Below are 22,532 nucleotides of genomic sequence, written 5' to 3' on the forward strand. Positions count from 1 at the left end.
GGGGCCCGTCGTACGACAGGCCCCCGGCCCGGGGCGGCGGTGGTCTCCCCGCCGCCCCGGGCCGGGGCGTGCCGTCCTTCCGGTGTCCGGGTCAGTAGCGGGTGCTCACGGTGACCCCGTCGAAGCCGCTCACCGCGTGGAGGCTGATGTAGTGGGCGCCCGCGTGCGGGTTGTTCACGGTGAGGGTGTGGCTGTTGCCGGCACCCGTGGCACGCTGCGTGTGGCTGCCGGTGCCGGGCCAGCCGTCCCGGCCGTAGTACAGGTCGGCGTCACCGGTGCCGCCGGAGGTGGTGATCTCCAGCCTGCTCGTGCCGGCGGGGACGTAGAGGTAGAGGTAGGCGTAGTTCCCGGTGGTGGCCTTCTGGCCGCTGCGCCGGCAGTCCTTGCCCAGTTCCCTGGTGTCGGTGCCGGTGCACTCCGCGAGGGTGCCGCCGCCCACGGTGACCGTCCGGCTCGCGGTGGCCGTGGCGCCCTTGTCGTCGGTGACGGTCAGCCTCACCGTGTACGTACCGGCCGTGCCGTAGGTCTTGGTGGGGTTGACGGCGGTGGAGGTGGTGCCGTCCCCGAAGTCCCAGGAGCGGGCGGTGACGGTACCGTCGGCGTCGGTGGACCGGTCGGTGAAGGTGACCTTCAGACCCTCGACGGCCGTGGTGAACGCCGCGGTGGGCGCCTGGTTGCCCGGCGGGTTGCCCCCGCCGCCGCCGCAGTCGCCGGCCGCGCACCCGGCGAGCCAGGAGTACCAGTCGCTGTCGTAGCGGGTGCCGATGGTGTTCTTCAGGTGCGTGCGGGCGGCGGCCCAGTTCCCGGACCGGTAGTGGCCGAGCACCGTGTCCATGTCCGACCGGTGCTTCTCCAGCATGTACCGCGTGGCGAGGTAGCCCCAGCGGTAGACGCGCGTGGTGTCGTGGCTGTACGTGGTGTCGAAGAGGGTGCTCAGCGCGTAGGTGCGGCGCCCGGCCTCGGTCATCGCCTCCGTGTAGGGGACACCCCGGTAGGAGTAGGAGACGTACTCCGCGAAGCCCTCGATCCACCAGATGGTCGGCGTGCTGATGTTGGCGCCGAAGTCGCCGTACATGTTGAAGCGGCCGTCGAGGTAGTGCGTGTACTCGTGGTTGAGGTTCCAGATCTGGAAGTCGGGCCGCAGCCACTCCGCCTCGTAGGCGATGAAGCGGGGCTGGTTGCCGGCGGCGGCCGGGTCGCCCTCCAGGTACATGCCGCCGTTGTTGGTGTCGATCCCGTACATCGCGCCGGCGTAGGTCTGGTAGTCGGTGCTGGAGTCGAACACCACGACCTCGATGGTGGTGTTGTTGTCGTTCGCCACCGGTCCGCTGTCCCGGGCTATGCCGTGGAAGTAGGCGTCCTGCTCGCGCAGGCTGGTGCAGGTCGCGGACAGGTCGCCCGAGGTCATCTGCTGGGCCCTGATGGTGATGCTGGAACTGCACGAGTGGGTCACCGGCAGCACCTCGCGGGCGAGCTGTCCCTGGAGGTCGCAGGTGCCGTAGGCGGAGCAGTTGGCCTTGTCGTAGTAGTCGGTCATCTCGGCGACGCCGACCCAGAGGGGGGCGGTGGCGCCCTTGAGGGAGCTGGACTTCAGCAGGCCGGTGGCGAGCGGGCGGACCTTGGAGCGCAGCGCGGAGTGCTGGAGGAAGCGGCCCAGTTCACGCCCGGCGTTGGAGGTCAGGTAGGACTGGTCGGTGCCGAGCAGGCCGAGGTGGCCCTTGGCGAAGCCGTACAGCGCGTCGACCAGACTGGGGTCGGACTGGACGGCGGTCACGAACTCGGGTACCTGGTGGCCGCGGAAGGTCACGGTGTAGACGTTGTTGACCGCGTTCAGCATCCACCAGGAGGAGTTCCAGGAGGCGTCGTAGTCGGCCAGCAGGCGCTTGACGACGTACAGGTAGCGGGCGTTCTCCTCCGCGCTGTCGATGAGGATGACGGCCTCGGCCAGCGTCTCGCCGTTGGCGTCGCTCACGTCCCGGGAGTGGGAACCGGCGAAGAAGGCGTCCAGGCCGGCACGGATCGCGGTCCGCAGGGAGGCACCGTAGGGGCCGACGGCGTCCGCGTTGTAGTACTGGACGTAGTAGCCGGCGCGCAGGTAGAGCACGAGTTGCGGCATACCGGTGCTGCCGTCGCCCGGGTAGGACGCCGAGCCGTCGCGCACGGCGTAGGCGACGGTGGCCATCTGCTCCTCGCGGAAGGCCTGGCGGGCGTCGGTGCCGGTCAGGTTGAAGAGGGTGTTGACGCAGTCGGTCGTGGACGCCTTGATCTGCTGCACCAGGGCGCTGCCGGTGCGGCCGGTGAAGTCGGAGACGTCGCACGCGGCGGCGGCCGCGGCCTTGCCGCCGTCGGTGCCCCGGGCGGTGGACCGGGCCGACTCGGAGGGCCGGACGGGCAGTTCGTCGTGGCGGCCGTAGGACTCCTTCAGCGCGTCCTTGCTCGCCGCCAGCGGCGGGAGCTGGGACACCTTGTGGCGGCCGGTGCCGACGTGCTCGCTCTCGGCGGTGGCGGACCCGGCGACGGGCGGGGGTCCGTCGTGCCGCTCGCCCCCGGCGGTGGGGGCCGGGGCGGGTCCGGGGGCGGCGCCGGCCGGCTGCCCCAGCAGTCCGGTGCCGAGGGCGAGGGTCAGGGCCAGCGGTAGCACCGCGCCCAGACCTCGCCGCAGAAGTGTCGTTCTCACTGTGCCTCCATGAGGGGTGGGACCACGCGACGCGCGGTCTATGGGGGTGGAGGGGGCCGTGGAGCGGGGAGGGCCCGTGCCGTCGACCGACGGGAGCACGAGCCGATGCCATGCTTGGCATGCCCACGACCTGTGCCATGTACCATTGCACAGGTGACATGGCTCAGGGAAGACATCCGGATGAAGCCGGGGTTGCCAATTCCTCGCAGATTGCCTGGCACTGACGGGTCATCAGCAGGAAATGTCCAGGTCACACGGGGATTCGGCAGGGCGGGGCGCCGGGAGTTTCACGGGTGGTGCGGGGGAAGGAGCGGTGCCGTCCCGGCGCACCCTCCCGGCCGGCACCGCCGTACGGCGCGGCGGGCGAGGGGACACCGGCGGGACTTCAGCCCGTCATCGCGTACGCGCCGGACGAGGCGGCCGGCCCGTGGACCGGGCCGGTCGCGCTACCGGCCGGCCGGCTCCGGGTCCTCGGCGCGCGCCCGGCCGTCGGCCCACAGGGTGCGGACGTGGGCGAGGTGACGGCGCATGCACTCCTCCGCCTCCCGCACCCGGCCGGCCACCATCAGATCCAGCAACTCGACGTGCTCCTCGGCGGAGGCGACCAGCCGCCCCGCCTCGTTCAGGCCGGCCAGGCCGAAGAGCCGCGACCGCTTGCGCAGGTCGGACACCACCGTCACCAGGTGCCGGTTGCCCGCCAGCGCCAGCAGTTCCAGGTGGAACCGGTGGTCCGCCTCCACGTACGCGAGCACGTCGTGCGCCCGCGCCGCCGCCACGATCTGCCGCGCCGGCGCGCGCAGCGCCTCCAGTTGCTCGGCGGTCGCGGTCGCCGTGACCCGCCCCACGACCGGGACTTCGAGCATGGTGCGGATCTCGGTGAACTCGTCGAGGTCCTGCTCGGTCATCTCCGTGACCCGGAAGCCCTTGTTGCGCACCGCCTCGACCAGTCCCTCCCGGACGAGGTCCAGCATGGCCTCGCGGACGGGGGTGGCGGAGACGCCGAGTTCCGACGCCAGGGCCGGGGCGGAGTAGATGGCTCCCGGGCGGAGTTCGCCCGCGATGAGCGCCGCGCGGAGCGCGTTGGCGACCTGGTCGCGCAGATGGGTCTGGACGGAGATCATCCGCGGTTCGAGATGCGACATCCCCGCTCCTCCGTCTGCCCAGCCCAGTCACCTCCCACCATACAATGTCACGTTTCGCCGTCGGCCCGGCCCCTGCCGCCGGAACCGCTGCCGGTGCGGTGCGGCCGGGCCGCCCGCCGTGGGGCGGCCCGGTCACGTCGTCGGGATCAGCGCAGCGACGCCATCCACTCCTCCACCTCGTCGGCGCCGCGCGGCAGGTCCGAGGACAGGCACTCGGCTCCGTCGGCGGTGATCAGGAAGTCGTCCTCGATGCGGACGCCGATACCGCGCAGTTCCTCGGGCACGGTCAGGTCGTCGGGCTGGAAGTACAGACCGGGCTCGACGGTGAGGACGTGACCGGCCTCCAGTACGCCGCCCAGGTACGTCTCGTCGCGCGCGGCGGAGCAGTCGTGGCAGTCCAGCCCGAGCATGTGACCCGTCCCGCAGACGGTGTACCTGCGGTACAGCTCGGACGGGGAGGTCGAAGGGGTGCTGCCGTACGGCCGCAGCCCCCAGGCGTCGAGCCCTTCGGCGAGGACGCGCATCGCGGCGTCGTGGAAGGCGCCGTACCGCGCGCCGGGCCGCAGCGCGGCGATACCGGCCGACTGGGCGGCGAACACCAGGTCGTAGACCCGGCGTTGGACGTCGGTGAAGCGTCCGCTGACCGGCAGGGTCCGGGTGATGTCCCCGGTGTAGAAGGAGTCGGCCTCCACGCCCGCGTCCAGCAGGAGCAGGTCCCCGTCGCGCACCGGGCCGTCGTTGCGCTGCCAGTGCAGGACGCAGGCGTGTGCCCCGGCCGCCGCGATGGTCTCGAAGCCGAGCCCGTGACCGCCCAGCCGGGCACGCCGGTTGAAGGTGCCCTCGATCCACCGTTCGCCGCGGGCGAGGCGGGTGGCGTGGCGCAGTTCGCCGACGACGTCGTGGAAGCCGGCGACCGTGCAGTCCACGGCCACGCGCAACTGCCCGACCTCCCAGTCGTCCTTGACCAGGCGCGACTCCGAGAGGAACCCGGCCAGTTCGGCGTCGGCCTCGCGAGCGGCCGGGATCAGCGCGTCGACGTGCGCGTCCTGGCCGCGCAGGACGCGGGAGGGGACGTTCCCGCGCAGGGCGCCTTCCAGGGCGTCGCGCGGGGCGGTCTCCACGCCGAGTTCCGCCGCGGTCTCGGCGAGGGTCCGGCGGCGGCCGACCCAGAACTCGCCGTGCTGCCGGTCCCGGTGGAACTCGGTGCCGTCGGGCCCCCCGTCGCGCGGCGACCGCGGCCGGGTGAAGAGGGTGACCTCGTGTCCGCCGCCGGTGGGTTCGAACACGAGGACGCTGTCGGGGACCGCGCGCGTGCCCTGCTCGGCGGTGAGGTGGACGAAGGCGGAGTGCGGCCGGAAGGTGTAGTCGAAGTCGTTGCTCCTGACCTTGAGCCCGCCCGAGGGGACGACGATCCGTTCGCCGGGGAAGCGTTCGGAGAGCGCCGCGCGCCGCTTCGCCGCGTACGCCGCCCCGAGGGCGAGGGGCGGCCTCAGGTCCGTCCTGGCCCAGCCGCCGTCGAAGGGGCCGGCCGGCTCGGCCGGCACCTCACCGTGGTCCTGGTCCGTGTCGTCGCGCATGCGGTCCTGCCCTTCCGTCGGTGCTGTCACCGTGCGTCGTGGTGGGCGCGCCCCCGTGGGGGCGCGGGGTACGGCCGACCGCCGCCGGGGTGGGGCGGTGGCCGTGGCGGGTCGTGTCGTCGGGGACGGCGCGGCGGGGCGCACGGGCCGCGCTCAGCGGGGTTCGGCCGGGGCCGTCGCCGGGAGGAGGGCGGCCAGCAGCCGCTGTCCGGCGGGGGTCACCGACCAGCGGGCCGAGTCCGCCGGGGTGTCGTGGCTCCCCGCGCCGGGAGGTAACCCCTCGGCCGGGGTGGTCGTGAGGGTCCGGGGGAGGACCGCCCAGCAGCGTTTGCCGTCGGTGGTGCGCTCCGCGCCCTGGAAGAGGGAGAGTGCCTCCACGAGGGCCAGGCCCCGGCCGTGCTCGCCGTCGGTCTCCGCCGGGGAGGGGCCGGGCACGACGGGGCTGGTGTCGCGGACGCCGACGACGACGTGGTCCTCCGCCGGCGTCACCTCGACGGTCAGCGGGCCGCCCGCGTGCAGGAGGGCGTTGGTGAGCAGTTCCGACGTGACCAGTTCCAGGCGGAAGAACAGTTCGTCGTCGGGCGGTCCGCCGCATGCCCGCACCACCGCGGAGACACGGTGCCGGGCACGGTGAACGGCGGCCGCGGTCGCTTCGACGGTGAAGGCGACCCGGGGGTGCGGCATGGTGTCTCTCCTCGCAGGTGAGGCGCTTCGGCGTCCGCCGCGGGCGGACAGGGCGCGCTGTGGAGATTTCCACGGCCGGCCCCCCGGGACAACGGGCGGGGCCATAGGAGAGGGAGGGGCCCGGTCATAACGTCGGGACGTGCGGCCGGGCGGGCCACCACGACCGGGCACGCGCCACGGCCCGGCCCGCCGCACGATCCGGCACGCCCCGCAGCCCGGCACGCCCCACGGCGGGGCGGGCACCCCGTCGGACCACCGGGCCGGGAAGCGGGGGCCAGGAAACCGGGGCCGGGAAACCGGGGCCGTCACCGCGGGCCGCAGGTCCCGGCCGCACCCGCATAATGGACCCCCGTCACCGCCCGGCGGGGCCCCTGCCTCCCGAAGCCCTCCACCGCCTGCCACGACGAGGTGTACCGATGGAACTGGAGTTGCGGCACCTGCGCGTGCTGTGCGCGATCGCGGACTCCGGGAGCGTCGGCCGGGCGGCGTCCGCGCTCGGCTACACGCAGCCCGCGCTGAGCACCCAGTTGCGGCGCATCGAGCGGCTGCTCGGCGAGGGGCTCTTCCTGCGCAGCAGCAGGGGCGTGGAGCTGACCGCCTACGGCGCGGAGGTGGTGAGCGAGGCCCGGGAGATCCTGCTGCGCGCCGACGCCCTCGGCCGGCGCCGCACGGGCGGGGCGACGGCCGAGGCCGGGAGGCTGCGGCTCGGCGCCACCAACACCCCGGTGGTGCCCGCGCTGCTCAACGCCCTCCGCGCGGCCCGCCCGGACCTCACCGTCTCCGTGTGCAGCGTGTACGCCACCGGTGAGCTGCTCAGGATGCTGGAGTCCGGCGAGATCGACGCGGCGCTGGGCGTCGACTACCCCGGGCTGCCGGTGCGCTACTCCCCCGCCCTGGCCCAGCGCGCCATCAACACCGTCCCGGTCTTCGTGGCCCTCTACGCCGGGCACCCGCTGGCGCACCGGGTCGACGTGCCGCTGGAGGAGCTGTCCGAGGACACCTGGTTCGTCTCCCCGGACGACGGGGTGGGGTGGCCCGGCGCCTTCTACGACGCATGCCGGGCCGCCGGGTTCACGCCGGCGGACACGCACGAGTTCCACGTGCTCGACCAGTTGCAGTCGATGATCGCGCAGGGCCTCGGGGTGACCGCCGTCCAGCCCACGGTGTCCCCCATCGAGGGGGTGCTGGTCAAACCGCTGGCAGGCGATCCCCTGTGGCAGCGCCACCTGCTCGTCTGGCGCCGCGAGGCCGTCGAGGCGCCGGTCGCCGAGGCCCTGCACCACCACGCCGTCCGCGTCTACCGCAACCTGCTCGCCCAGGCCCCGCACCTCCAGCGCTGGCTGGCCCGCGCCTACACGGGCGCCCGCCTCCCGGACCCCCTGGGCCCGAGCTGACCGCCCCCGGGCCCGCGCACACCGCGGGCCCGTCCCGTACGCCGGGTGTCCGCTGGAGCGGGCCGCCGTCCGCGCAGTAGGTTCCGCGTATGAGTAGTGAGGACGGCGGAGTGCGGATCCGGAGCGCGGACGCGGCGGACGCGGCGGTGATCGCGCGTATTCACCTGGCCTCCCGGGCAGTGGCCATGCCCTACCTGCCTCCGCAGAGGCGCGGTCCCGAGGAGGTGACACGGTGGGTCCGGGACGTCGTGCTCCGGCGGTGCCGCGTCTGGGTCGCGGTACGCGGCCCGGAGATCACCGGATACGCGGCGCTCGACGGGGACCTCCTCGACCACCTCTACCTGCGCCCGGACGTCCGGCGGCAGGGCGTCGGCACGCTCCTGCTCGACGAGGTCAGGCGGCACAGCCCCGACGGGATCGTCCTGCACGTCTTCCAGCGGAACACCGACGCCCGCGCGTTCTACGAGCACCACGGTTTCACCGTCGTCGACACCGGCGACGGCGCGCGCAACATGGAGAACCTGCCCGACATGACCCTGCGCTGGGTCCCGGACGCCCGGTAGGCGCCCGCGCGGGGCGGAAACGACGAAGCTCCGGTGAGATCTTCCGTCTCACCGGAGCCTTCCCGTCGGGACGACAGGATTTGAACCTGCGACCCCTTGACCCCCAGTCAAGTGCGCTACCAAGCTGCGCCACGTCCCGTTGCCCGTGTGACCTGGGGTTTCCCCTGGCCTTACGTGCAGGAAAACCATACCGCACTCGGGCAGGTGGTCGCGCACCGCTTTCCCGCGTGTGGCGCTTGACCTCGACTTCGGTCGAGGTTGCACGATCGTCACCATGACGACCACCGAGGAACGCGGGCGGACGTACGGGTACGCCGACCTGCCCGCGCTGATGTCCCTGATGACGGGCGACGAGAAGCACGGCCCCGCGGCGACGTCCACGCTGGACGTGCTGTGGGTGCTGTACGACCGGGTGCTGAGGGTGACGCCGGGGCGACGGGACGATCCCGGGCGGGACCGGTTCCTGCTGTCCAAGGGGCACGGCCCGATGGCGTACTACGCCGTGCTGGCCGCCAAGGGGTTCGTGCCCGAGGAGTGGCTGCCGGGCTTCGGCTCCTACGACTCGCCGCTCGGCCACCACCCCGACCGCACGCTGGTGCCCGGGGTGGAGATCGGCAGCGGCTCCCTCGGCCACGGGCTGCCGATCGCCGTCGGGTCCGCGCTGGGACTACGGGCCCAGGGGTACGGCGACGCCCGCGTGTGGGTGCTGGTGGGGGACGCCGAACTGGACGAGGGCAGCAACCACGAGGCGATCGCCTTCGCCGGGCCCGCCGGGCTGGAGGGGCTGCACACCGTCGTCGTCGACAACGCCTCCGCCCGCCACGCCCGGCCCGGCGGGCTCGCCGCCCGGTTCCAGGCCGCGGGCTGGTCCGTGGTCACCGTCGACGGGCGGGACCACGAGGCGCTGTACGCCGCCTTCACCGCCCCGCACCCCGGACGCCCGCACGCCGTGGTGGCGCGGGTGGAGCCGAACGCCGTCTGATGTGCCGCGGGCGGGCCGCCCCGCCCCAGGAAGGATTCTCATGGACACCATGCGTGACCGCCTCGGACCGGTCGTCACCCGGCTGCTGGACGAGGACCCCCGCGTCGCCGTCGTCCTCGCCGAGATCGGCGCCGACGCCTTCGCGGACGCCGGGCGCCGCCACCCCGACCGGGTCGTCAACGTCGGCATCCGGGAGCAACTGCTCGTCGGGGCCGGCGCCGGGCTGGCCCTGACCGGGATGCGGCCCGTCGTGCACACGTTCGCCAGCTTCCTCGTCGAGCGGCCCTTCGAACAGCTCAAGCTGGACCTCGGCCACCAGGACGTGGGCGCCGTCCTGGTCAGCGCCGCCGCCTCCTTCGACTGGCCGGCCGGCGGCTTCACCCACATGGCCCCCGGCGACGTGGCGCTGCTGGACACCCTCGACGGCTGGACCGTGCACGTGCCGGGCCACCCCGACGAGGCCGAGACGCTGCTGCGGCACGCGGTCGCCGCCGGCGACGACAAGGTGTACGTCCGGCTGTCGGTGCAGTCGAACTCCGCCGGGCACCCCGTCGACGGGCAGCGCTTCCTCACCCTGCGCGAGGGCCGCTCGGGCGTCGTCCTCGCCGTCGGACCGGTCCTCGACGAGGTGCTGGCGGCCACCGCCGGCCTCGACGTGAGCGTCCTGTACGCGACGACCGTACGGCCCTTCGACACGGCCGCGCTGGAGCGGGCCACCGGAGCGGCCGGAACCGACGTCGTCCTGGTGGAGCCGTACCTCGCGGGCACCTCGACGGCGGTGGTGAACGACGCCCTGTCGCACGTGCCGCACCGGGTGCTCGGGCTCGGCGTGGGCCGCCGCGAGCTGCGGCGCTACGGGCGGGCGGAGGAACACGTCGCCGCCCACGGGCTGGACGCCGGATCGCTGCGGCGGCGCATCGGCGCCTTCCTCGGCCCGGGGCGCTGAGCGGCCCGGGTCAGTGCTTCTCGGCCGGGGCAGCCCGGCCGGGTGCCGCCGTGCGGGCCGGCGCGGACGGGGGCGCGTCGGCCCGCACCAGTCCGCGCACCGCCGGGATCAGGAGCAGGCTGGTGCAGACGACGAGGCTCATCGCGCCGGAGACCAGCAGGACCTCGCCGGTGCCGAGGAAGGACGCGGCGGGGCCGGCGAGGGCCTGGCCGACCGGCATCATCGCCAGGGACCCGGCGACGTCGTAGGCGTGGATGCGGTTCAGCACGTCGGGCGGTACCTGGGTCTGCACGCTGGTCGCCCACATCACGCCCCAGAAGGACATTCCGGCCCCGGCGACGGCGGCCCCGGCGGCCATGGCCGGTACGCCGAGCCCGGCACCGACGCTCGCCGGGAAGGCGGCGAAGCCGAACAGGGCCACGGCCCCGGCGCGCAGCATCCGGCGCGGGCGCAGCCGCAGGGCGACGAGCCCGCCGACGACGGTGCCCGCGCCCAGCGCGGAGTTGACCAGGCCGTAGGCGCGCGGGCCGTGCTGCTGCACCACCTCGGTGGCCACCAGGGGGACGGTCGGCCCCCAGACCGCGATCATGTAGACGCCCCAGACCGCGATCACCCCCCACAGCCACGGGCGCGCGGTGAACTCCCGCCACCCTTCGACGAGATCGGCGCGGAACTCCCTCGTGCGCGGGCCGAGCCCCACCGTGCCGCCCTGGGGCGCGAGCGGGGGCCCGGGGAGGCGGAGCAGGAGCAGGCACAGGGCGCTGACCCCGTACGTGGCGGCGTGGGCGGCGAAGACGCCGCCGGGCGAGGCGAAGCCGACCAGGAGCCCGGCGGTGGCGGGACCGGCGAGCTGGGCGGCGGACTCGGCGACCCGGATGGCGCCGTTGGCGCCCTGCACGTCGGAGGCGAGGCGGGTCACGGTGCTGGCCACGCCGGGCTGGAAGACGGCGCCGGCGACGCCGTTGACGAAGCCGATGGCGCAGATCTCCCACAGCACCACGTGGCCGGAGAAGAACAGCCCCGCCGCCAGGGCCTGGGTGCCGAGCCGCACCAGATCGGCGCCGATCATCAGCCGGCGGGTGCTGAACCGGTCGGCAATGACGCCGCCGAAGACCACCAGTCCGGCGAAGGCGGCGGCCGTCGCGGCCATGGCGAGGCCGACGGCGCCGGCCCCGTACCCGTGCTGGAGCAGGCCGGCGGCGAGCGCCACGGGCAGCATGGTGTCGCCGAGCCGGGCGATCGCGCGGGCCGCGAAGAAGAGGCCGAAGTCCCGTGACCAGACGGGGTGTTCACGCCGCCCCCGCCCCACCTCCGAGGTCCCGCTCACCGTCTGCCCCGCCTCCCCGTCGCTCCCCGGCGCCCTCGCGCGGGCCGCCCGGCGTCCTCGCGCGCCCTGGGATCATGCCACGGTCTCCGGCGCTCGCCGAAGGGGGTTTCTACTCGTCGGCGGGCAGGCCCAGGCGGGGGTGGGTCTCCAGCAGCCGGGGCGGGGCGGCCTGCCGCCAGGAGTCGGCGAGGATGTCGCGCAGTTCGTCCTCGCCGTCGAGGGCGGCGAGCCGCACCCGTACCCACGCGAAGCCGGCCTCGTGCCCGGCGATCCAGAACTTCTCCGGCTCGGCGAGGACGAGTTCGTCCCGTTCCTCCTTGGGGCAGCGCACCGCGATGGACGTCTCGTCCTCGGGCAGGGTGGCGAACATCTTGCCCGCGACGCGGAAGGTGGGCATGCTCCAGGCGGTCTTCTCCGTCGTCTCGGGCAGGGACAGGGCGATACGGCGTACGGCGTCGGCATCGGGCATGGCCCGCACGCTATCCGCCCCCACTGACAACAGCGGCGGACCACGGGCGCGACCGCCGGGCGCCGGGGGGAGGCGTGGCGTGACGCGCGGCGCACGCGGCGCGCACCCGGGGCTTACGGCAGCGGCGAGGCGCCGTACGACGAGCGGGGCCTGCGGCGCACCCGGGGCGCGGGCGCGGTGAGGCGGGGCACGACGAGCGGGGGTGCGCCGGTGTGCGGGGTCCGTCGGCCGGTGGCGTTCAGCGGTCGGCCGTCGACTCCAGCGCGTCCAGGACGGGCCGGATCAGCGGATGCCCCTCCGCCCCGCGGCGGACGGCGGCGAAGACGCGGCGGGTGGGGGCGGTCCCCTCGACCGGGCGGACCACCACCCCGGCCAGGTCCATGCCGCGCAGCGCCGAGCGAGGTACGAGGGCCACCCCGGCGTCGGCGGCGGCGAGGGAGACCACGGCGCGGAAGTCGTCGGAGGAGTGTTCCAGGCGGGGCTGGAACCCGGCGCTCTCGCAGGCCAGCACCACCACGTCGTGGCAGGGGTTGCCGGGGTAGGGGCCGATCCACGGGTCCTTGGCCAGTTCGGCGAGCGGCACCCGCCCGGCGTCGGCCAGCCGGTGGGTGACGGGGACGACCGCGTCGAACGGTTCGGCGTAGAGCGCCACGTGGGTCAGCCGGGGGTCGTCGGCGGGCGGCGCACCCCGGTACTCGACGGCGACGGCGACGTCGACCTGCCGGTCCAGGACCATCGGGAGGCTGGCGTCGCCCTCGGCGTCGCGGACCCGGACGCGGATGCCGGGCGCCGATTCGGCGAGGCGGGCCAGCGCGGGCGCGACGACGAAGGCGATGCCGGTGGCGAAGGAGGCGACCGTGACCGTGCCGGCCGCGCCGGAGCCGTAGGCGGCGAGTTCGGCCTCGGCCCGCTCGAGTTGGGCGAGGACGGCGTGGGTGTGGGCGAGGAGGATCTCCCCGGCGGGCGTCAGCCGGACGCCCTTGGCGCCGCGCTCGACCAGGCGGTGGCCGGTCTCCTGCTCCAGGGCGCTGAGCTGCTGGGAGACCGCCGAGGGGGTGAGGTAGAGCGCGGCGGCGGCCGCCGTCACCGTGCGGTGGTCCGCCACCGCACGGAGGATGTGCAGCCGCCGCGCTTCGATCACCGTCCGATTGTCTCAGGCCCCGGGATGTGCCCCCGCGCCCGGTACCCCGGTCACGGGGGCGCGCGGCTCACGCCGTGGGCGCGCGCTCCGCGTCGAGTTCCGCGCGGGCGGCGACGAAGGCGTCGACGGCGCGGTCCACGTCCGCCGCGCAGTGGGCGGCGGAGAGCTGGACGCGGATGCGGGCCTCGCCCTGCGGCACGACCGGGTAGGAGAACCCGATCACGTACACGCCGCGTTCCAGCAGGAGTTCCGCCATGCGGCCCGCCACCGAGGCGTCGCCGGTCATCACGGGCGCGATGGGGTGGTCGCCGGGGAGGATGTCGAAGCCCTCCTCGGTCATCCGGCGGCGGAACCGGCCGGTGTTCTCCGCGAGCCGTACGCGCAGGTCGTCGGCGGACTCCAGCAGGTCGAGGACCTTCAGCGAGGCCGCGGCGATCACCGGGGCGAGGGTGTTGGAGAACAGGTAGGGGCGCGAGCGCTGGCGCAGCAGGGCGACGATCTCGGCGCGGGCGGCGACGTAGCCGCCGGAGGCCCCGCCGAGGGCCTTGCCGAGGGTGCCGGTGAGGATGTCGACGCGGTCCATGACGCCGTGCAGCTCGGGGGTGCCGCGTCCGCCGGGGCCGACGAAGCCGACGGCGTGCGAGTCGTCGACCATGACCATGGCGCCGTAGCGGTCGGCCAGGTCGCAGATCTGGGCGAGCGGCGCCACGTAGCCGTCCATGGAGAAGACGCCGTCGGTGACGATGAGGCGGCGCCGGGCGTCGGCCGACTCCTTGAGGCGTTCCTCCAGCTCGGCCAGGTCACGGTTGGCGTAGCGCAGGCGGCGGGCCTTGGAGAGGCGGATGCCGTCGATGATGGAGGCGTGGTTGAGGGCGTCGGAGATGACGGCGTCCTCGGGGCCCAGGAGGGTTTCGAAGACACCCCCGTTGGCGTCGAAGCAGGAGGAGTAGAGGATCGTGTCCTCCTGGCCGAGGAAGGCCGACAGCCGGGCCTCCAGTTCCTTGTGCACCTCCTGGGTACCGCAGATGAAGCGCACGGAGGCCATGCCGTAGCCCCAGCGGTCGAGCGCGGTGTGGGCGGCGGCGAGGACCTCGGGGTGGTCGGCCAGACCGAGGTAGTTGTTGGCGCAGAAGTTGAGCACCTCGCCGGGACGGCCGCCGGCGGTGACCTCGACGGTCGCGGACTGCGGGGTGCCGATGACCCGCTCGGGCTTGTGCAGTCCGGCGGCGCGGATCTCGTCGAGGGTGGCGCGCAGGTCGTCGCGCACGGAGTCGAACATGACAGCTCCTGGGGGAAGGGGAAGGCGGGCGGCCGGGAGGGCGTCCGTACGGCTCAGGCGGTCCAGTCGAGGATGACCTTGCCGCCCCTGCCGCTCGCGGCGTCGGCGAAGGCGGCCTCGAACTCGTGGTGCGCGTACCGGCCGGTGATCACGGGGGCGAGGTCGAGGCCGCCCTCCAGCAGTACGGACATGGCGTACCAGGTCTCGAACATCTCGCGTCCGTAGATGCCCTTGATGGTGATCATGGAGGTGACGATGCGGGCCCAGTCGACGGGGAACTCCTCGGCGGGCAGGCCGAGCATGGCGATCCGGCCGCCGTGCGTCATGTTGCCGATCATGTCGCGCAGGGCCTCGGGGCGACCGGACATCTCCAGGCCGATGTCGAAGCCCTCGCGCAGGCCGAGTTCACGCTGTCCGTCGGCGATGGTGGAGCGGGTGACGTCGAGGGCGAGGCTGACGCCGATCTCGCGGGCGAGCCGGAGGCGTTCCTCGCTGACGTCGGTGATGACGACGTGCCGGGCGCCGGCGTGCCGGGCCACGGCGGCGGCCATGAGCCCGATGGGTCCGGCGCCGGTGACGAGGACGTCCTCGCCGACCAGCGGGAAGGAGAGGGCGGTGTGCACGGCGTTGCCGAACGGGTCGAAGATGGCGGCGACGTCGAGGTCGACGGGGACTCGGTGCACCCAGACGTTGGCGGCGGGCAGGGCGACGTACTCGGCGAAGGCGCCGTCGCGTCCGACGCCGAGGCCCACGGTGGCCCGGCACAGGTGGCGGCGTCCGGCGAGGCAGTTGCGGCACCGGCCGCAGACGAGGTGGCCCTCGCCGCTGACCCGGTCGCCGGGCGTGATGTCGGTGACGTCGCGGCCGGTGTCGACGACCTCGCCGACGAACTCGTGCCCGAGGACGAGCGGGGTGCGGATGGCCTGCCGGGCCCAGCCGTCCCAGGCGTGGATGTGCAGGTCGGTGCCGCAGATGCCGGTCCGCAGCACCTTGATGAGGACGTCGCCGGGCCCGACGGCGGGCTCGGGCACGTCCGCGAGCCACAGGCCGGGCTCGGCCTTCTCCTTGACCAGCGCCTTCAACGCAACGGCTCCTGAGGGTGAGGTCCGGGCGCCGGGCATGACGAAACGGCCCGGGTCCGGGGCGGCGAGGGGATCGGACAGCAATCTGCCGTACGGGCCGGGCCCGGGTCCATCGAGCTTTTCTTAACCGCGACCGCAGCTTTCCTTCACACCGGGACCCGCTCCCCCGCCCCCGCACCACGCGCACCGCCGGCCACGCCCCCGCCCCCGCCCGCACTGCGGGTACCGCGGGCACCGGCCCGCACCGGCCGTGTCCCCGGACGCGGGGGCGCCCCGGTCCGGGCCGTCACCCGTTCACAGGGGCAGGCCGTCCTCCGCGCTGCGTTCGATGCGCCGGACGAGGTCGGCCGCCGCGGCCTTGATGGCCTCCAGTCCGGCGGTCCCCCAGGTGCGGGGTCGGACGTCGCAGGCGGCGACGGTGCCCAGGACGGTGCCGGTGCCGTCGATGAGCGGGGCCCCGAGGTAGGAGCGGACGCCGAAGCCGTCGACGACGGGGTTGCCGGCGAAGCGCGGGTAGTCGCGCACGTCCTCCAGGACGAGGGCCTTGCGCCGGACCACGACGTGGGGGCAGAAGCCGTGGTCGCGGGGGAGGAAGCGGCCGAAGGCCGCGCCGGTGCCCCCGCCGGGCGGGTCGGGCGCGTGCAGTCCGGCGAGGAACTGTCCGTTCTCCACGAGGAAGTTGACCGCCGCGTACGGTGCCTCGGCGAGTGCGGCGAGTCCGCCGGCGAAGGTGTCGAGGGCCGGGTCGGGGCGGTCCGCGAGGCCGAGCAGGCGCAGCCGCCCCATCCGGGCGGGCCCGTCCGGGTCCTCGGGGGTGAGCAGCAGCCGTCCAGCCGGGCGCGGCGGGTCGTAGCTCATCGGCGGGCTCCGTCGCTGGGGTCGGGGATCATGGGCGGCTCCTGACGGGTGGGGGGTGTCACCGGTGGGCGCCGGGCCCCTTCACGGGGGCCGGGGTGTGGGTGAGCAGGTGGCGTACGAGGGTGAGCAGGGTCTGGACGCCGGAGCTGGAGATGCGGGCGTCGCAGCGGACGACGGGGATGTCGGGGTGGAGGTCGAGGGCGGCGCGGACCTCCTCGGGGTCGTAGCGGTGGGAGCCGTCGAACTCGTTGACGGCGAGGACGAATCCGAGTCCGCGTTCCTCGAAGAAGTCGACGGCGGCGAAGGACTCCTCCAGTCGCCGGGTGTCGGCGAGGACGACCGCGCCGAGGGCGCCCTCGCACAACTCGTCCCACATGAACCAGAAACGTTCCTGGCCGGGGGTGCCGAAGAGGTAGAGGACGTGTTCCTCGTCGAGGGTGATGCGGCCGAAGTCCATGGCGACGGTGGTCTCGGCCTTGTTCTCGATGCCGTCGAGGCTGTCGGTGGCGGCGCCGGCGGTGGTGAGCAACTCCTCCGTGCTGAGCGGCGCGATCTCGCTGACCGCGCCGACGAAGGTCGTCTTGCCCACTCCGAATCCGCCCGCCACGAGGATCTTGACGGCGGTGGGGAACGGGTCGGCGCGGTCGCCGTGGTCAGAGCTGGCGTCGTAGTCCATCGAGCACTGCCTCCAGAAGGGCCCGGTCCGTGGGGTGGTGGTGGAACGCGGCGGGGGGCTTGGTGGTCAGCGCCCCGCAGTCGACGAGGTCGGCGAGCAGCACCTTGGTGACCGCCACAGGCAGCCGCAGGTGGGCGGCGAGTTCGGCGACCGGGACGGGGGCCCGGCACAGGTCGAGGGCGTGGGTGTGCTCGGGGCCGAGGTAGCCGAAGGGGGTGACTCCGGTGGCCATCACCTGGGACATCAGGTCGAGGGTCACGGTGGGCCGGGTGCGGCCGTTGCTGACGGTGAAGGGGCGCACCAGCCGGCCGGCGGCCTCGTCGAGCCAGGGGCCGTCGCCGGCCGCCGCCGCCCTCAAGACCTCATCGCCGGGGGTGCGGCTGCCGTGCGGCGGGGTGCGGTGACCAGGTAGGGGCGGACGCTCTTGACGAGCATCGCCATCTCGTAGCCGAGCACGGCGGCGTCGGCCTCGCGGCCGGCCATGACGGCCAGGCAGGTGCCGGATCCGGCGGTGGTCACGAAGAGGAGGGCCGAGTCGAGTTCGACGACGACCTGGCGGACGTCCCCACCGTCGCCGAAGCGGACGCCGGCGCTGCGGCCGAGGGAGTAGAGGCCGGAGGCCAGGGCGGCCATGTGGTCGGCGCTGTCCGCGTCCAGGCCGTGGACGGACTTGACCAGTCCGTCGCAGGACAGGAGTACCGCGCTGGTGGTGTGCGGTACGCGCTGTACGAGGCCGCTCATCAGCCAGTCCAGGTCGGATGTGGGGCCGGTCGGCGCGTCGCTCGCCATGGTGGATCGACTCCTTGAGGTGCGAAGGTCTGCGGGGGCGCTGGGGCTGGGGGCGCCGGGGGCGGGGGTGCGGGCGGTGGGGGCGCGGGCGGTGGGGGTGGTCATCCTGCGGGCGGGCTCCCGTCGCGCCGGGCGGGGAGGCGGGGGCGGGGCGCGGAGCGGCCGTTCCCCTCGGTGAAGGCGGTGAGGGCGGAGGCGTCCTGGGGCACGGGGGCGCCGCGGGGCGCGATGGGCTCCGGGGCGACGGCGCCGTGGGACGCGATGGACTCCGGGTCGGGGGCGTCGGCGCCGAGGCCGTCCGCCGGTGCGGTGGACTCCAGGGCGACGGCGCCGTGGGGCGCGGCGGGGTCCGGGGCGGGGGCGTCGGCGCCGAGGACCGTGGCCGCCGCGTCGGCCGGGGCCGGGCTCCGGGCATCCCGGTCGGCGCCGTCGGCCGCGGCGGGGCCGCCGGGGCGGGTGTCCGGGCCGGCGAGCGGGGCCGCCGCGGCGAGGTCGATACCGCGCTGGAAGGCGGCCATCAGCCCCGGGTCGTGGACCGCGTGCTCCCCGGCCTCCGCCTCCTGGCGCGGGGCGGGGCCGCCGCGCAGTTGCGGGACGAGGTGTTCCTGGGCGCGGCGGCGGGGCAGGTCGGGCTTGTCCGGGGTGGTGCGGACCGCGGCCTGCCGGGGTGTGGGCGGCGTGGCCGCGTACTCGGCGAGCACGCCCCGGTCGGCGGGGCGGATGCCGGGGACGGCGGCGGCCGGGGTGGCCCGGTCCCGTCGCTCCCGGCGCAGGGGAAGGGGTACGGGGCCGGTGTCGTCGGGGCCGGCGGCCCCCGGGACGGCGGGGCCGGGGGCCGGGGCGGGCGCCTCCGGGAAGGCCCCGGGGTGGACGGCCGGGTCGCCGGCCGGGTCCGCGGTGCCGGCGGCGGGGAGGGCGGGGGCCGGTCCGAGCAGTTCGCGCGGGAGGACCAGGACGGCCTGGACGCCGCCGTAGATGTTGCTCTGGAGGCGGACCGAGATGCCGTGGCGCCGGGCCAGTTGGGAGACGACGTAGAGGCCGATGCGGCCGTCGGCGAGCAGGCGGGCGACGTTGACCTGGTCGGGGTCGGCCAGCAGGTCGTTCATGCGGGTCTGTTCGCCGGCCGGCATGCCGAGGCCGCGGTCCTCGACCTCGACGGCGAGGCCGGAGGTGACGGTGGTCGCGCGCAGCAGGACCTGGGTGTGCGGGGCGGAGAACAGGGTGGCGTTCTCGACGAGTTCGGCGAGCAGGTGGATGACGTCGGCGACGGCGTGGCCGCGCAGGGCGCCGTCGACGGGCGGCACCAGGCGGACCCGGGAGTACTGCTCGACCTCGGCGATGGCCGAGCGCAGCACCTCGGTCATGTCGACGGGGTTGCTCCACTGCCGCCGGGAGACGGCGCCGCCGAGCACGGCCAGGTTCTCGGAGTGGCGGCGGATGCGGGTGGCGAGGTGGTCGACGTGGAAGAGGCCCTTGAGCAGGTCGGGGTCCTCGATCTCGTTCTCCAGCTCGTCGAGGAGGGAGATCTCGCGGTGCACCAGGGACTGCAGGCGCCGGGCGAGGTTGACGAAGACCTCCAGCTTCTGTTCGCTGCCGGTCCGGCTGGAGAGGCGGGCGGCCTCGACGACGGCGGTGACGGCGCCCTCGTGGGCCCGGGAGAGGTCGGCGGCGAGCAGTTCGAACTCGTCGGCGTCGTGCGGCGGGCCGCCGCGGCTCTTGCGCCGGGGCGGGGCGTCGCCGCGGCGCAGCGCCTCGACGAGCGAGCGCAGTTCCTCCTCGCGGCGGGCGGTGCCGTCGCGCAGGGCGCCGACCCGTTCCTGGACGGTGCGGGCGATGCGGTCGGCGGCGACGGCGGCGATGACGACGGCGGCCACGGCGACGCAGACGGCGCCGCAGAGCACGCCCCACAGGACGAGGGTGGTCCGGGCGCCGGTGGAGCGGACGGTGAACAGGACGGCCGCGCAGGCGCCGAGGGCGACCGCGACGGGCGGCAGGACGGCCATGCGCAGCAGGTGGGGCCGTATGTGGGTCTCGGGCAGCGCGGGCGCGGTGCGGGCGGCGGGCCGGCCGTGCCGTCCGCCCTCACGGCGGTCCGCACGCGCGGCCGGGGCGCGGAGGTGCGACATCGGTGTCCTCGTCCTGGTCCGTCGGGCCTGGGCGCTCGCGCGGGGTGTGCCGGACGCCACGCGGGCCCGCGACGCCCCCGGTGGGCAGGCGTCGTCGCGGTGTCGGACGGGACCGGCGGACCCGGCCCTGCGTCGCCCGACGGACACTCACAGTAGTCGGATGATGAACCGGTTCGGTGCGCTGTGGGCAAAGTCCCCCGGTAGGGGTCCCGCTCTGGTATGAGGCGTCGTACGACAGACCGATAACCGGGCGAAGCATTCGCTCCGGAAGGGCTGGAGAGCGGTCTGACGTGATCAAAATCTGTCACTGTCGGTGATCACGGTCGGCGTCGAGAACGACGGGTGGGGGCAGGCGGGGAAGGACGGCCGCCGGCACCGCGCCCCGGACGCGCCGACGGGCGGCACCCGTGCCGGAGGAACCGGCCGGGGTGCCGCCCGTCGGACGGGGAGGCGGGGCTCAGCCGCGCGGTCCCGCCCCCGTGAGCATCCGTACGGGGTTGTCGTGGGTCAGGGCGCGGACCCGGTCGGGGTCGACGCCGCGGGCGGTGAGCAGCGTGCCGAAGACCGTCGGGACGAAGGTGAGCCCGTTGCCGCCGTGGCGGGTCCACATCTGCTTCAGGAACAGGTCGTGGCTGAGCAGGAGCTGTCCGCCGTGCCCGCGGGAGACGAGTCCGGCGACCGCGTCGGCGGTGCGCTCGGCCCGCGGTGCGGCCCCCTCGTACGGGAAGGTGACGTCCATGCCGATCATGTCGAACTCCAGCCACACCCCGCGGGCGGCGAGGGAGTCCTGGTAGGCGGTGTCCTCGCCGGAGGGGTCCATGTGCGCGAGGACCACCCGGTCCGGGGCCACGCCCACCTCGTCGAGGACGATGTCCAGGACGTCGTGGCCCCGGCGCTGCCACCCGGGCAGGTGGATCATGAGCGGCACCCGCGGGTGGTTGAGCTGGGCGAGGGCGGAGGCGCGCAGCGAGAGCCGCTCCCCGGCGGTGAAGTACGGGGAGACGCCGATCTCGCCGATCAGACCGGGCCGGACGCGCTCCTCGGTGACGCCGTGGGCCAGCTCGTCGTCGATGGCCCGCGCCTGGGCGTCGACCGCGGTGGCCGCGATGCGGTCGCCCTCGAACTTCTCCAGGTAGGCGCCGCAGCCCATGACGACGTGGACGCCGCTGCGCAGGGCCGCCTCGCGCAGCCGGGCCGGGTCGCGGCCGATCACGGCGCTGGAGGTGGCGTCGACGATGGTGCCGCCGCCGGCCGCCCGGAACGCCTCGACCTCGCCGAGCACGTCCTCGACCGGCTTGGCGGCGAGGTTGTCGGGACAGCAGTACGGGTCGTGGCGCAGCGCCCAGGCGTCCGACGCGCTGACCGGCCGGTCCGCCAGGAAGCGGCTGAAGTCGTGGCTGGGGGCGTCCAGCACGCCGGAGAGGTCGTTGAAGAGGTGCTCGTGCGGCAGGACCAGGCCGAGCCGGTCGGCGGGGACCGGGCCGGTGACGGTCTGGACCTGGGGCGTGGGGCCGGTCACGACCGGCTCGCGGCGGGCGTGGCGCGGGAGGGGATCATGGCGATGCCCGCGGCGACGATGGCGAGCACCGTGCCGATCACGGTCACCACGTGGACGGTCTGGCCGACGGAGGTGCTGACGCTGTCCAGGATGAGCGAGCCCAGGAGCTGGCCGGCGACCGAGGAGAGGCCGAGGAGCAGCAGGCCGAGGCCGCGGACGAGCAGTGCCATGAGGCCGATGGAGAGCAGGCCGAGCGCACCGCCGGTGTACATCCACCAGGTGCCGGGGAGGGCGAAGTGGGCGCCGCCCAGCGCCATCCGGACGAGGAGCCCGGCGAGCAGGACGGTGAAGCCGACGAGGAAGTTGAAGCCGATCGAGACCAGCATGGAGCCGGTGGAGTCGGCGACGGCGGCGTTGCCGGCGGGCTGCCAGCCGGCGAGCAGCCCCGCGATGAAGGGCAGCAGGGCGAGCGCGACCGTGCCCGGCACGTGGAAGGTGGGGGCGATGGCGAGCGCGGTGGCGGCGATGGCGAGCAGGGCGCCCAGCAGGCGGGGCGGCGAGAGCGGCTGCTTGACGCCGGAGGTGACGCCGAGGCGGTCGCAGATCACGCCGGAGATGATCAGACCGGAGACCAGGGAGATCTGGAAGACGGCGACGCCGAGCGCGCCGACGGTGATGCCCTCGGAGAGGACGACGGCGCCGCCGCAGAGGCCGGCCAGCCAGTTCCACCAGCCCAGGCGGCCGGAGCGGATCTGCTCGGGGATGCCGAGGGCCTGGCGCCGGGTGGTGGGCCGGGCGAAGACGATGACGGCCATGAGGATCAGGCCGGTCCCGAAGGAGATCACCGCCGCGGCGTTGCCGTCGTCGACGGTCTTGCCGAGGGCGCCGTTGACGGTCGCCTGGAGGGGGCTGAGCGTGCCGGCCAGGACGGTGGCGACGACCAGGAGGGCGGTGGTCGCGGGACGGACGGAGCGGCCGGCCGCCTGTGGCTCGGCCCGCACGGCGGGCGGGGCGGGGGGAGGAACATACGTCATCGTAGGTCCGCCATCTCTCTGTGTGTGCCGCGGTGGGTCCGCGGGGTGTGCGATCGAAGGGGCGACGCGTGCTGCGCGTCGCGGCCGGCCGCCGGGGCGGCGGTGCCCCGCGCCGTCCGGTGGGCGGTCGCGGCGGGGGTGGCTCCGCTCGGGGCGGTGCCGGGCGCCGCGGCCCGGACCGCGGACGCCGGGTGCGCGGATGCGCGGGTGTCCGGTGCGGCGACGACGCGTGGGCCGCTGCCGGGGGTGACGACGGTCCTGCCTCCCGCGGCAAGGCTACGGGCCGGG

20 protein-coding genes and 1 tRNA gene are annotated in these 22,532 nt (G+C 74.7%); 4 read left to right on the forward strand and 17 right to left on the reverse strand.

Features of this window, described 5'->3' with window-relative positions:
- Window positions 1–91: 91 nt before the first annotated feature.
- The 4 genes from VM636_RS02605 to VM636_RS02620 form a co-directional block, all read right to left on the reverse strand.
- Window positions 92–2,677, reverse strand: coding sequence for a collagenase (locus tag VM636_RS02605; protein ID WP_037858535.1), 2,586 nt, complete (start codon window positions 2,675–2,677; stop codon window positions 92–94).
- A gap of 446 nt (window positions 2,678–3,123) precedes the next feature.
- The gene (locus tag VM636_RS02610) at window positions 3,124–3,819 is read right to left on the reverse strand and encodes a GntR family transcriptional regulator (RefSeq protein ID WP_030421126.1); all 696 of its coding nucleotides are present in this window, start codon (window positions 3,817–3,819) and stop codon (window positions 3,124–3,126) included.
- 146 nt (window positions 3,820–3,965) lie between these two features.
- A complete protein-coding gene (locus tag VM636_RS02615) occupies window positions 3,966–5,396 on the reverse strand; it encodes an aminopeptidase P family protein (RefSeq protein WP_030421125.1) in 1,431 nt (476 codons plus the stop codon).
- 153 nt (window positions 5,397–5,549) lie between these two features.
- Window positions 5,550–6,080 carry an ATP-binding protein gene (locus tag VM636_RS02620; protein ID WP_030421124.1) on the reverse strand — a complete coding sequence of 177 codons (531 nt, stop codon included), beginning with the start codon at window positions 6,078–6,080 and terminating at the stop codon, window positions 5,550–5,552.
- A gap of 416 nt (window positions 6,081–6,496) precedes the next feature.
- Between VM636_RS02620 and VM636_RS02625 the strand changes: the two genes are divergently transcribed.
- Complete coding sequence (locus VM636_RS02625; protein ID WP_030421123.1) at window positions 6,497–7,474, forward strand: LysR family transcriptional regulator; 978 nt, start codon at window positions 6,497–6,499, stop codon at window positions 7,472–7,474.
- Window positions 7,475–7,563: 89 nt separating this feature from the next.
- The gene (locus VM636_RS02630) at window positions 7,564–8,037 is read left to right on the forward strand and encodes a GNAT family N-acetyltransferase (RefSeq protein ID WP_338483102.1); all 474 of its coding nucleotides are present in this window, start codon (window positions 7,564–7,566) and stop codon (window positions 8,035–8,037) included.
- A 65-nt stretch (window positions 8,038–8,102) separates the two neighbouring features.
- On the opposite strand, the gene VM636_RS02635 is transcribed toward VM636_RS02630, so the two are convergent.
- Window positions 8,103–8,176: transfer RNA gene (locus tag VM636_RS02635), tRNA-Pro, on the reverse strand.
- Between the two features lie 135 nt (window positions 8,177–8,311).
- On the opposite strand from VM636_RS02635, the gene VM636_RS02640 reads away from it, so the two are divergent.
- Together VM636_RS02640 and VM636_RS02645 are read left to right on the forward strand one after the other, a co-directional pair.
- Window positions 8,312–9,019, forward strand: a complete 708-nt coding sequence (locus VM636_RS02640) for a transketolase (RefSeq protein WP_030421121.1) — start codon at window positions 8,312–8,314, stop codon at window positions 9,017–9,019.
- Between the two features lie 40 nt (window positions 9,020–9,059).
- Window positions 9,060–9,965, forward strand: coding sequence for a transketolase (locus VM636_RS02645; RefSeq protein WP_338483103.1), 906 nt, complete (start codon window positions 9,060–9,062; stop codon window positions 9,963–9,965).
- 10 nt (window positions 9,966–9,975) lie between these two features.
- Here the strand turns inward: VM636_RS02645 and VM636_RS02650 are convergent, their stop codons facing one another.
- The 12 genes from VM636_RS02650 to VM636_RS02705 form a co-directional block, all read right to left on the reverse strand.
- A complete protein-coding gene (locus tag VM636_RS02650) occupies window positions 9,976–11,292 on the reverse strand; it encodes an MFS transporter (RefSeq protein ID WP_053912870.1) in 1,317 nt (438 codons plus the stop codon).
- A gap of 109 nt (window positions 11,293–11,401) precedes the next feature.
- Window positions 11,402–11,761, reverse strand: coding sequence for an MmcQ/YjbR family DNA-binding protein (locus VM636_RS02655; protein WP_030421118.1), 360 nt, complete (start codon window positions 11,759–11,761; stop codon window positions 11,402–11,404).
- A 238-nt stretch (window positions 11,762–11,999) separates the two neighbouring features.
- Window positions 12,000–12,902, reverse strand: a complete 903-nt coding sequence (locus VM636_RS02660) for a LysR family transcriptional regulator (RefSeq protein ID WP_030421117.1) — start codon at window positions 12,900–12,902, stop codon at window positions 12,000–12,002.
- 67 nt (window positions 12,903–12,969) lie between these two features.
- Window positions 12,970–14,181: a glycine C-acetyltransferase gene (locus VM636_RS02665; RefSeq protein ID WP_030421116.1), complete on the reverse strand. Its 1,212-nt coding sequence runs from the start codon at window positions 14,179–14,181 to the stop codon at window positions 12,970–12,972.
- A gap of 53 nt (window positions 14,182–14,234) precedes the next feature.
- Window positions 14,235–15,263, reverse strand: coding sequence for an L-threonine 3-dehydrogenase (tdh, locus tag VM636_RS02670; RefSeq protein WP_030421115.1), 1,029 nt, complete (start codon window positions 15,261–15,263; stop codon window positions 14,235–14,237).
- A 294-nt stretch (window positions 15,264–15,557) separates the two neighbouring features.
- Window positions 15,558–16,121: a GAF domain-containing protein gene (locus VM636_RS02675; protein WP_030421114.1), complete on the reverse strand. Its 564-nt coding sequence runs from the start codon at window positions 16,119–16,121 to the stop codon at window positions 15,558–15,560.
- A gap of 58 nt (window positions 16,122–16,179) precedes the next feature.
- Window positions 16,180–16,797: an ATP/GTP-binding protein gene (locus tag VM636_RS02680; RefSeq protein WP_030421113.1), complete on the reverse strand. Its 618-nt coding sequence runs from the start codon at window positions 16,795–16,797 to the stop codon at window positions 16,180–16,182.
- Window positions 16,775–17,155, reverse strand: a complete 381-nt coding sequence (locus VM636_RS02685) for a DUF742 domain-containing protein (RefSeq protein ID WP_030421112.1) — start codon at window positions 17,153–17,155, stop codon at window positions 16,775–16,777. The genes VM636_RS02680 and VM636_RS02685 overlap by 23 nt, the downstream gene beginning before the upstream one ends.
- The gene (locus tag VM636_RS02690; protein WP_030421111.1) at window positions 17,152–17,586 is read right to left on the reverse strand and encodes a roadblock/LC7 domain-containing protein; all 435 of its coding nucleotides are present in this window, start codon (window positions 17,584–17,586) and stop codon (window positions 17,152–17,154) included. Before VM636_RS02690 ends, VM636_RS02685 begins: the two co-directional genes overlap by 4 nt.
- Window positions 17,587–17,687: 101 nt before the next feature.
- Window positions 17,688–19,712, reverse strand: coding sequence for an ATP-binding protein (locus VM636_RS02695; protein WP_338483104.1), 2,025 nt, complete (start codon window positions 19,710–19,712; stop codon window positions 17,688–17,690).
- Between the two features lie 457 nt (window positions 19,713–20,169).
- The gene (locus tag VM636_RS02700; RefSeq protein WP_030423128.1) at window positions 20,170–21,231 is read right to left on the reverse strand and encodes a phosphotriesterase; all 1,062 of its coding nucleotides are present in this window, start codon (window positions 21,229–21,231) and stop codon (window positions 20,170–20,172) included.
- Window positions 21,228–22,244 (reverse strand): DMT family transporter, encoded by a 1,017-nt coding sequence (locus tag VM636_RS02705; RefSeq protein WP_078856279.1) that lies wholly within the window; start codon window positions 22,242–22,244, stop codon window positions 21,228–21,230. The genes VM636_RS02700 and VM636_RS02705 overlap by 4 nt, the downstream gene beginning before the upstream one ends.
- Window positions 22,245–22,532: the final 288 nt, after the last annotated feature.

This window comes from Streptomyces sp. SCSIO 75703, assembly GCF_036607905.1.
GTDB lineage: Bacteria > Actinomycetota > Actinomycetes > Streptomycetales > Streptomycetaceae > Streptomyces.

Bases quoted from the DNA above. Each gene is read 5' to 3' on its own strand.
- VM636_RS02675 (WP_030421114.1), bottom strand. From the start codon at position 16,121: ATGAGCTACGACCCGCCGCGCCCGGCTGGACGGCTGCTGCTCACCCCC.
- VM636_RS02620 (WP_030421124.1), bottom strand. From the start codon at position 6,080: ATGCCGCACCCCCGGGTCGCCTTCACCGTCGAAGCGACCGCGGCCGCC.
- VM636_RS02705 (WP_078856279.1), bottom strand. From the start codon at position 22,244: ATGACGTATGTTCCTCCCCCCGCCCCGCCCGCCGTGCGGGCCGAGCCA.
- VM636_RS02690 (WP_030421111.1), bottom strand. From the start codon at position 17,586: ATGGCGAGCGACGCGCCGACCGGCCCCACATCCGACCTGGACTGGCTG.
- VM636_RS02645 (WP_338483103.1), top strand. From the start codon at position 9,060: ATGGACACCATGCGTGACCGCCTCGGACCGGTCGTCACCCGGCTGCTG.
- VM636_RS02655 (WP_030421118.1), bottom strand. From the start codon at position 11,761: ATGCCCGATGCCGACGCCGTACGCCGTATCGCCCTGTCCCTGCCCGAG.
- VM636_RS02640 (WP_030421121.1), top strand. From the start codon at position 8,312: ATGACGACCACCGAGGAACGCGGGCGGACGTACGGGTACGCCGACCTG.
- VM636_RS02630 (WP_338483102.1), top strand. From the start codon at position 7,564: ATGAGTAGTGAGGACGGCGGAGTGCGGATCCGGAGCGCGGACGCGGCG.
- VM636_RS02695 (WP_338483104.1), bottom strand. From the start codon at position 19,712: ATGTCGCACCTCCGCGCCCCGGCCGCGCGTGCGGACCGCCGTGAGGGC.
- VM636_RS02625 (WP_030421123.1), top strand. From the start codon at position 6,497: ATGGAACTGGAGTTGCGGCACCTGCGCGTGCTGTGCGCGATCGCGGAC.
- VM636_RS02680 (WP_030421113.1), bottom strand. From the start codon at position 16,797: ATGGACTACGACGCCAGCTCTGACCACGGCGACCGCGCCGACCCGTTC.
- VM636_RS02615 (WP_030421125.1), bottom strand. From the start codon at position 5,396: ATGCGCGACGACACGGACCAGGACCACGGTGAGGTGCCGGCCGAGCCG.
- VM636_RS02665 (WP_030421116.1), bottom strand. From the start codon at position 14,181: ATGTTCGACTCCGTGCGCGACGACCTGCGCGCCACCCTCGACGAGATC.
- VM636_RS02610 (WP_030421126.1), bottom strand. From the start codon at position 3,819: ATGTCGCATCTCGAACCGCGGATGATCTCCGTCCAGACCCATCTGCGC.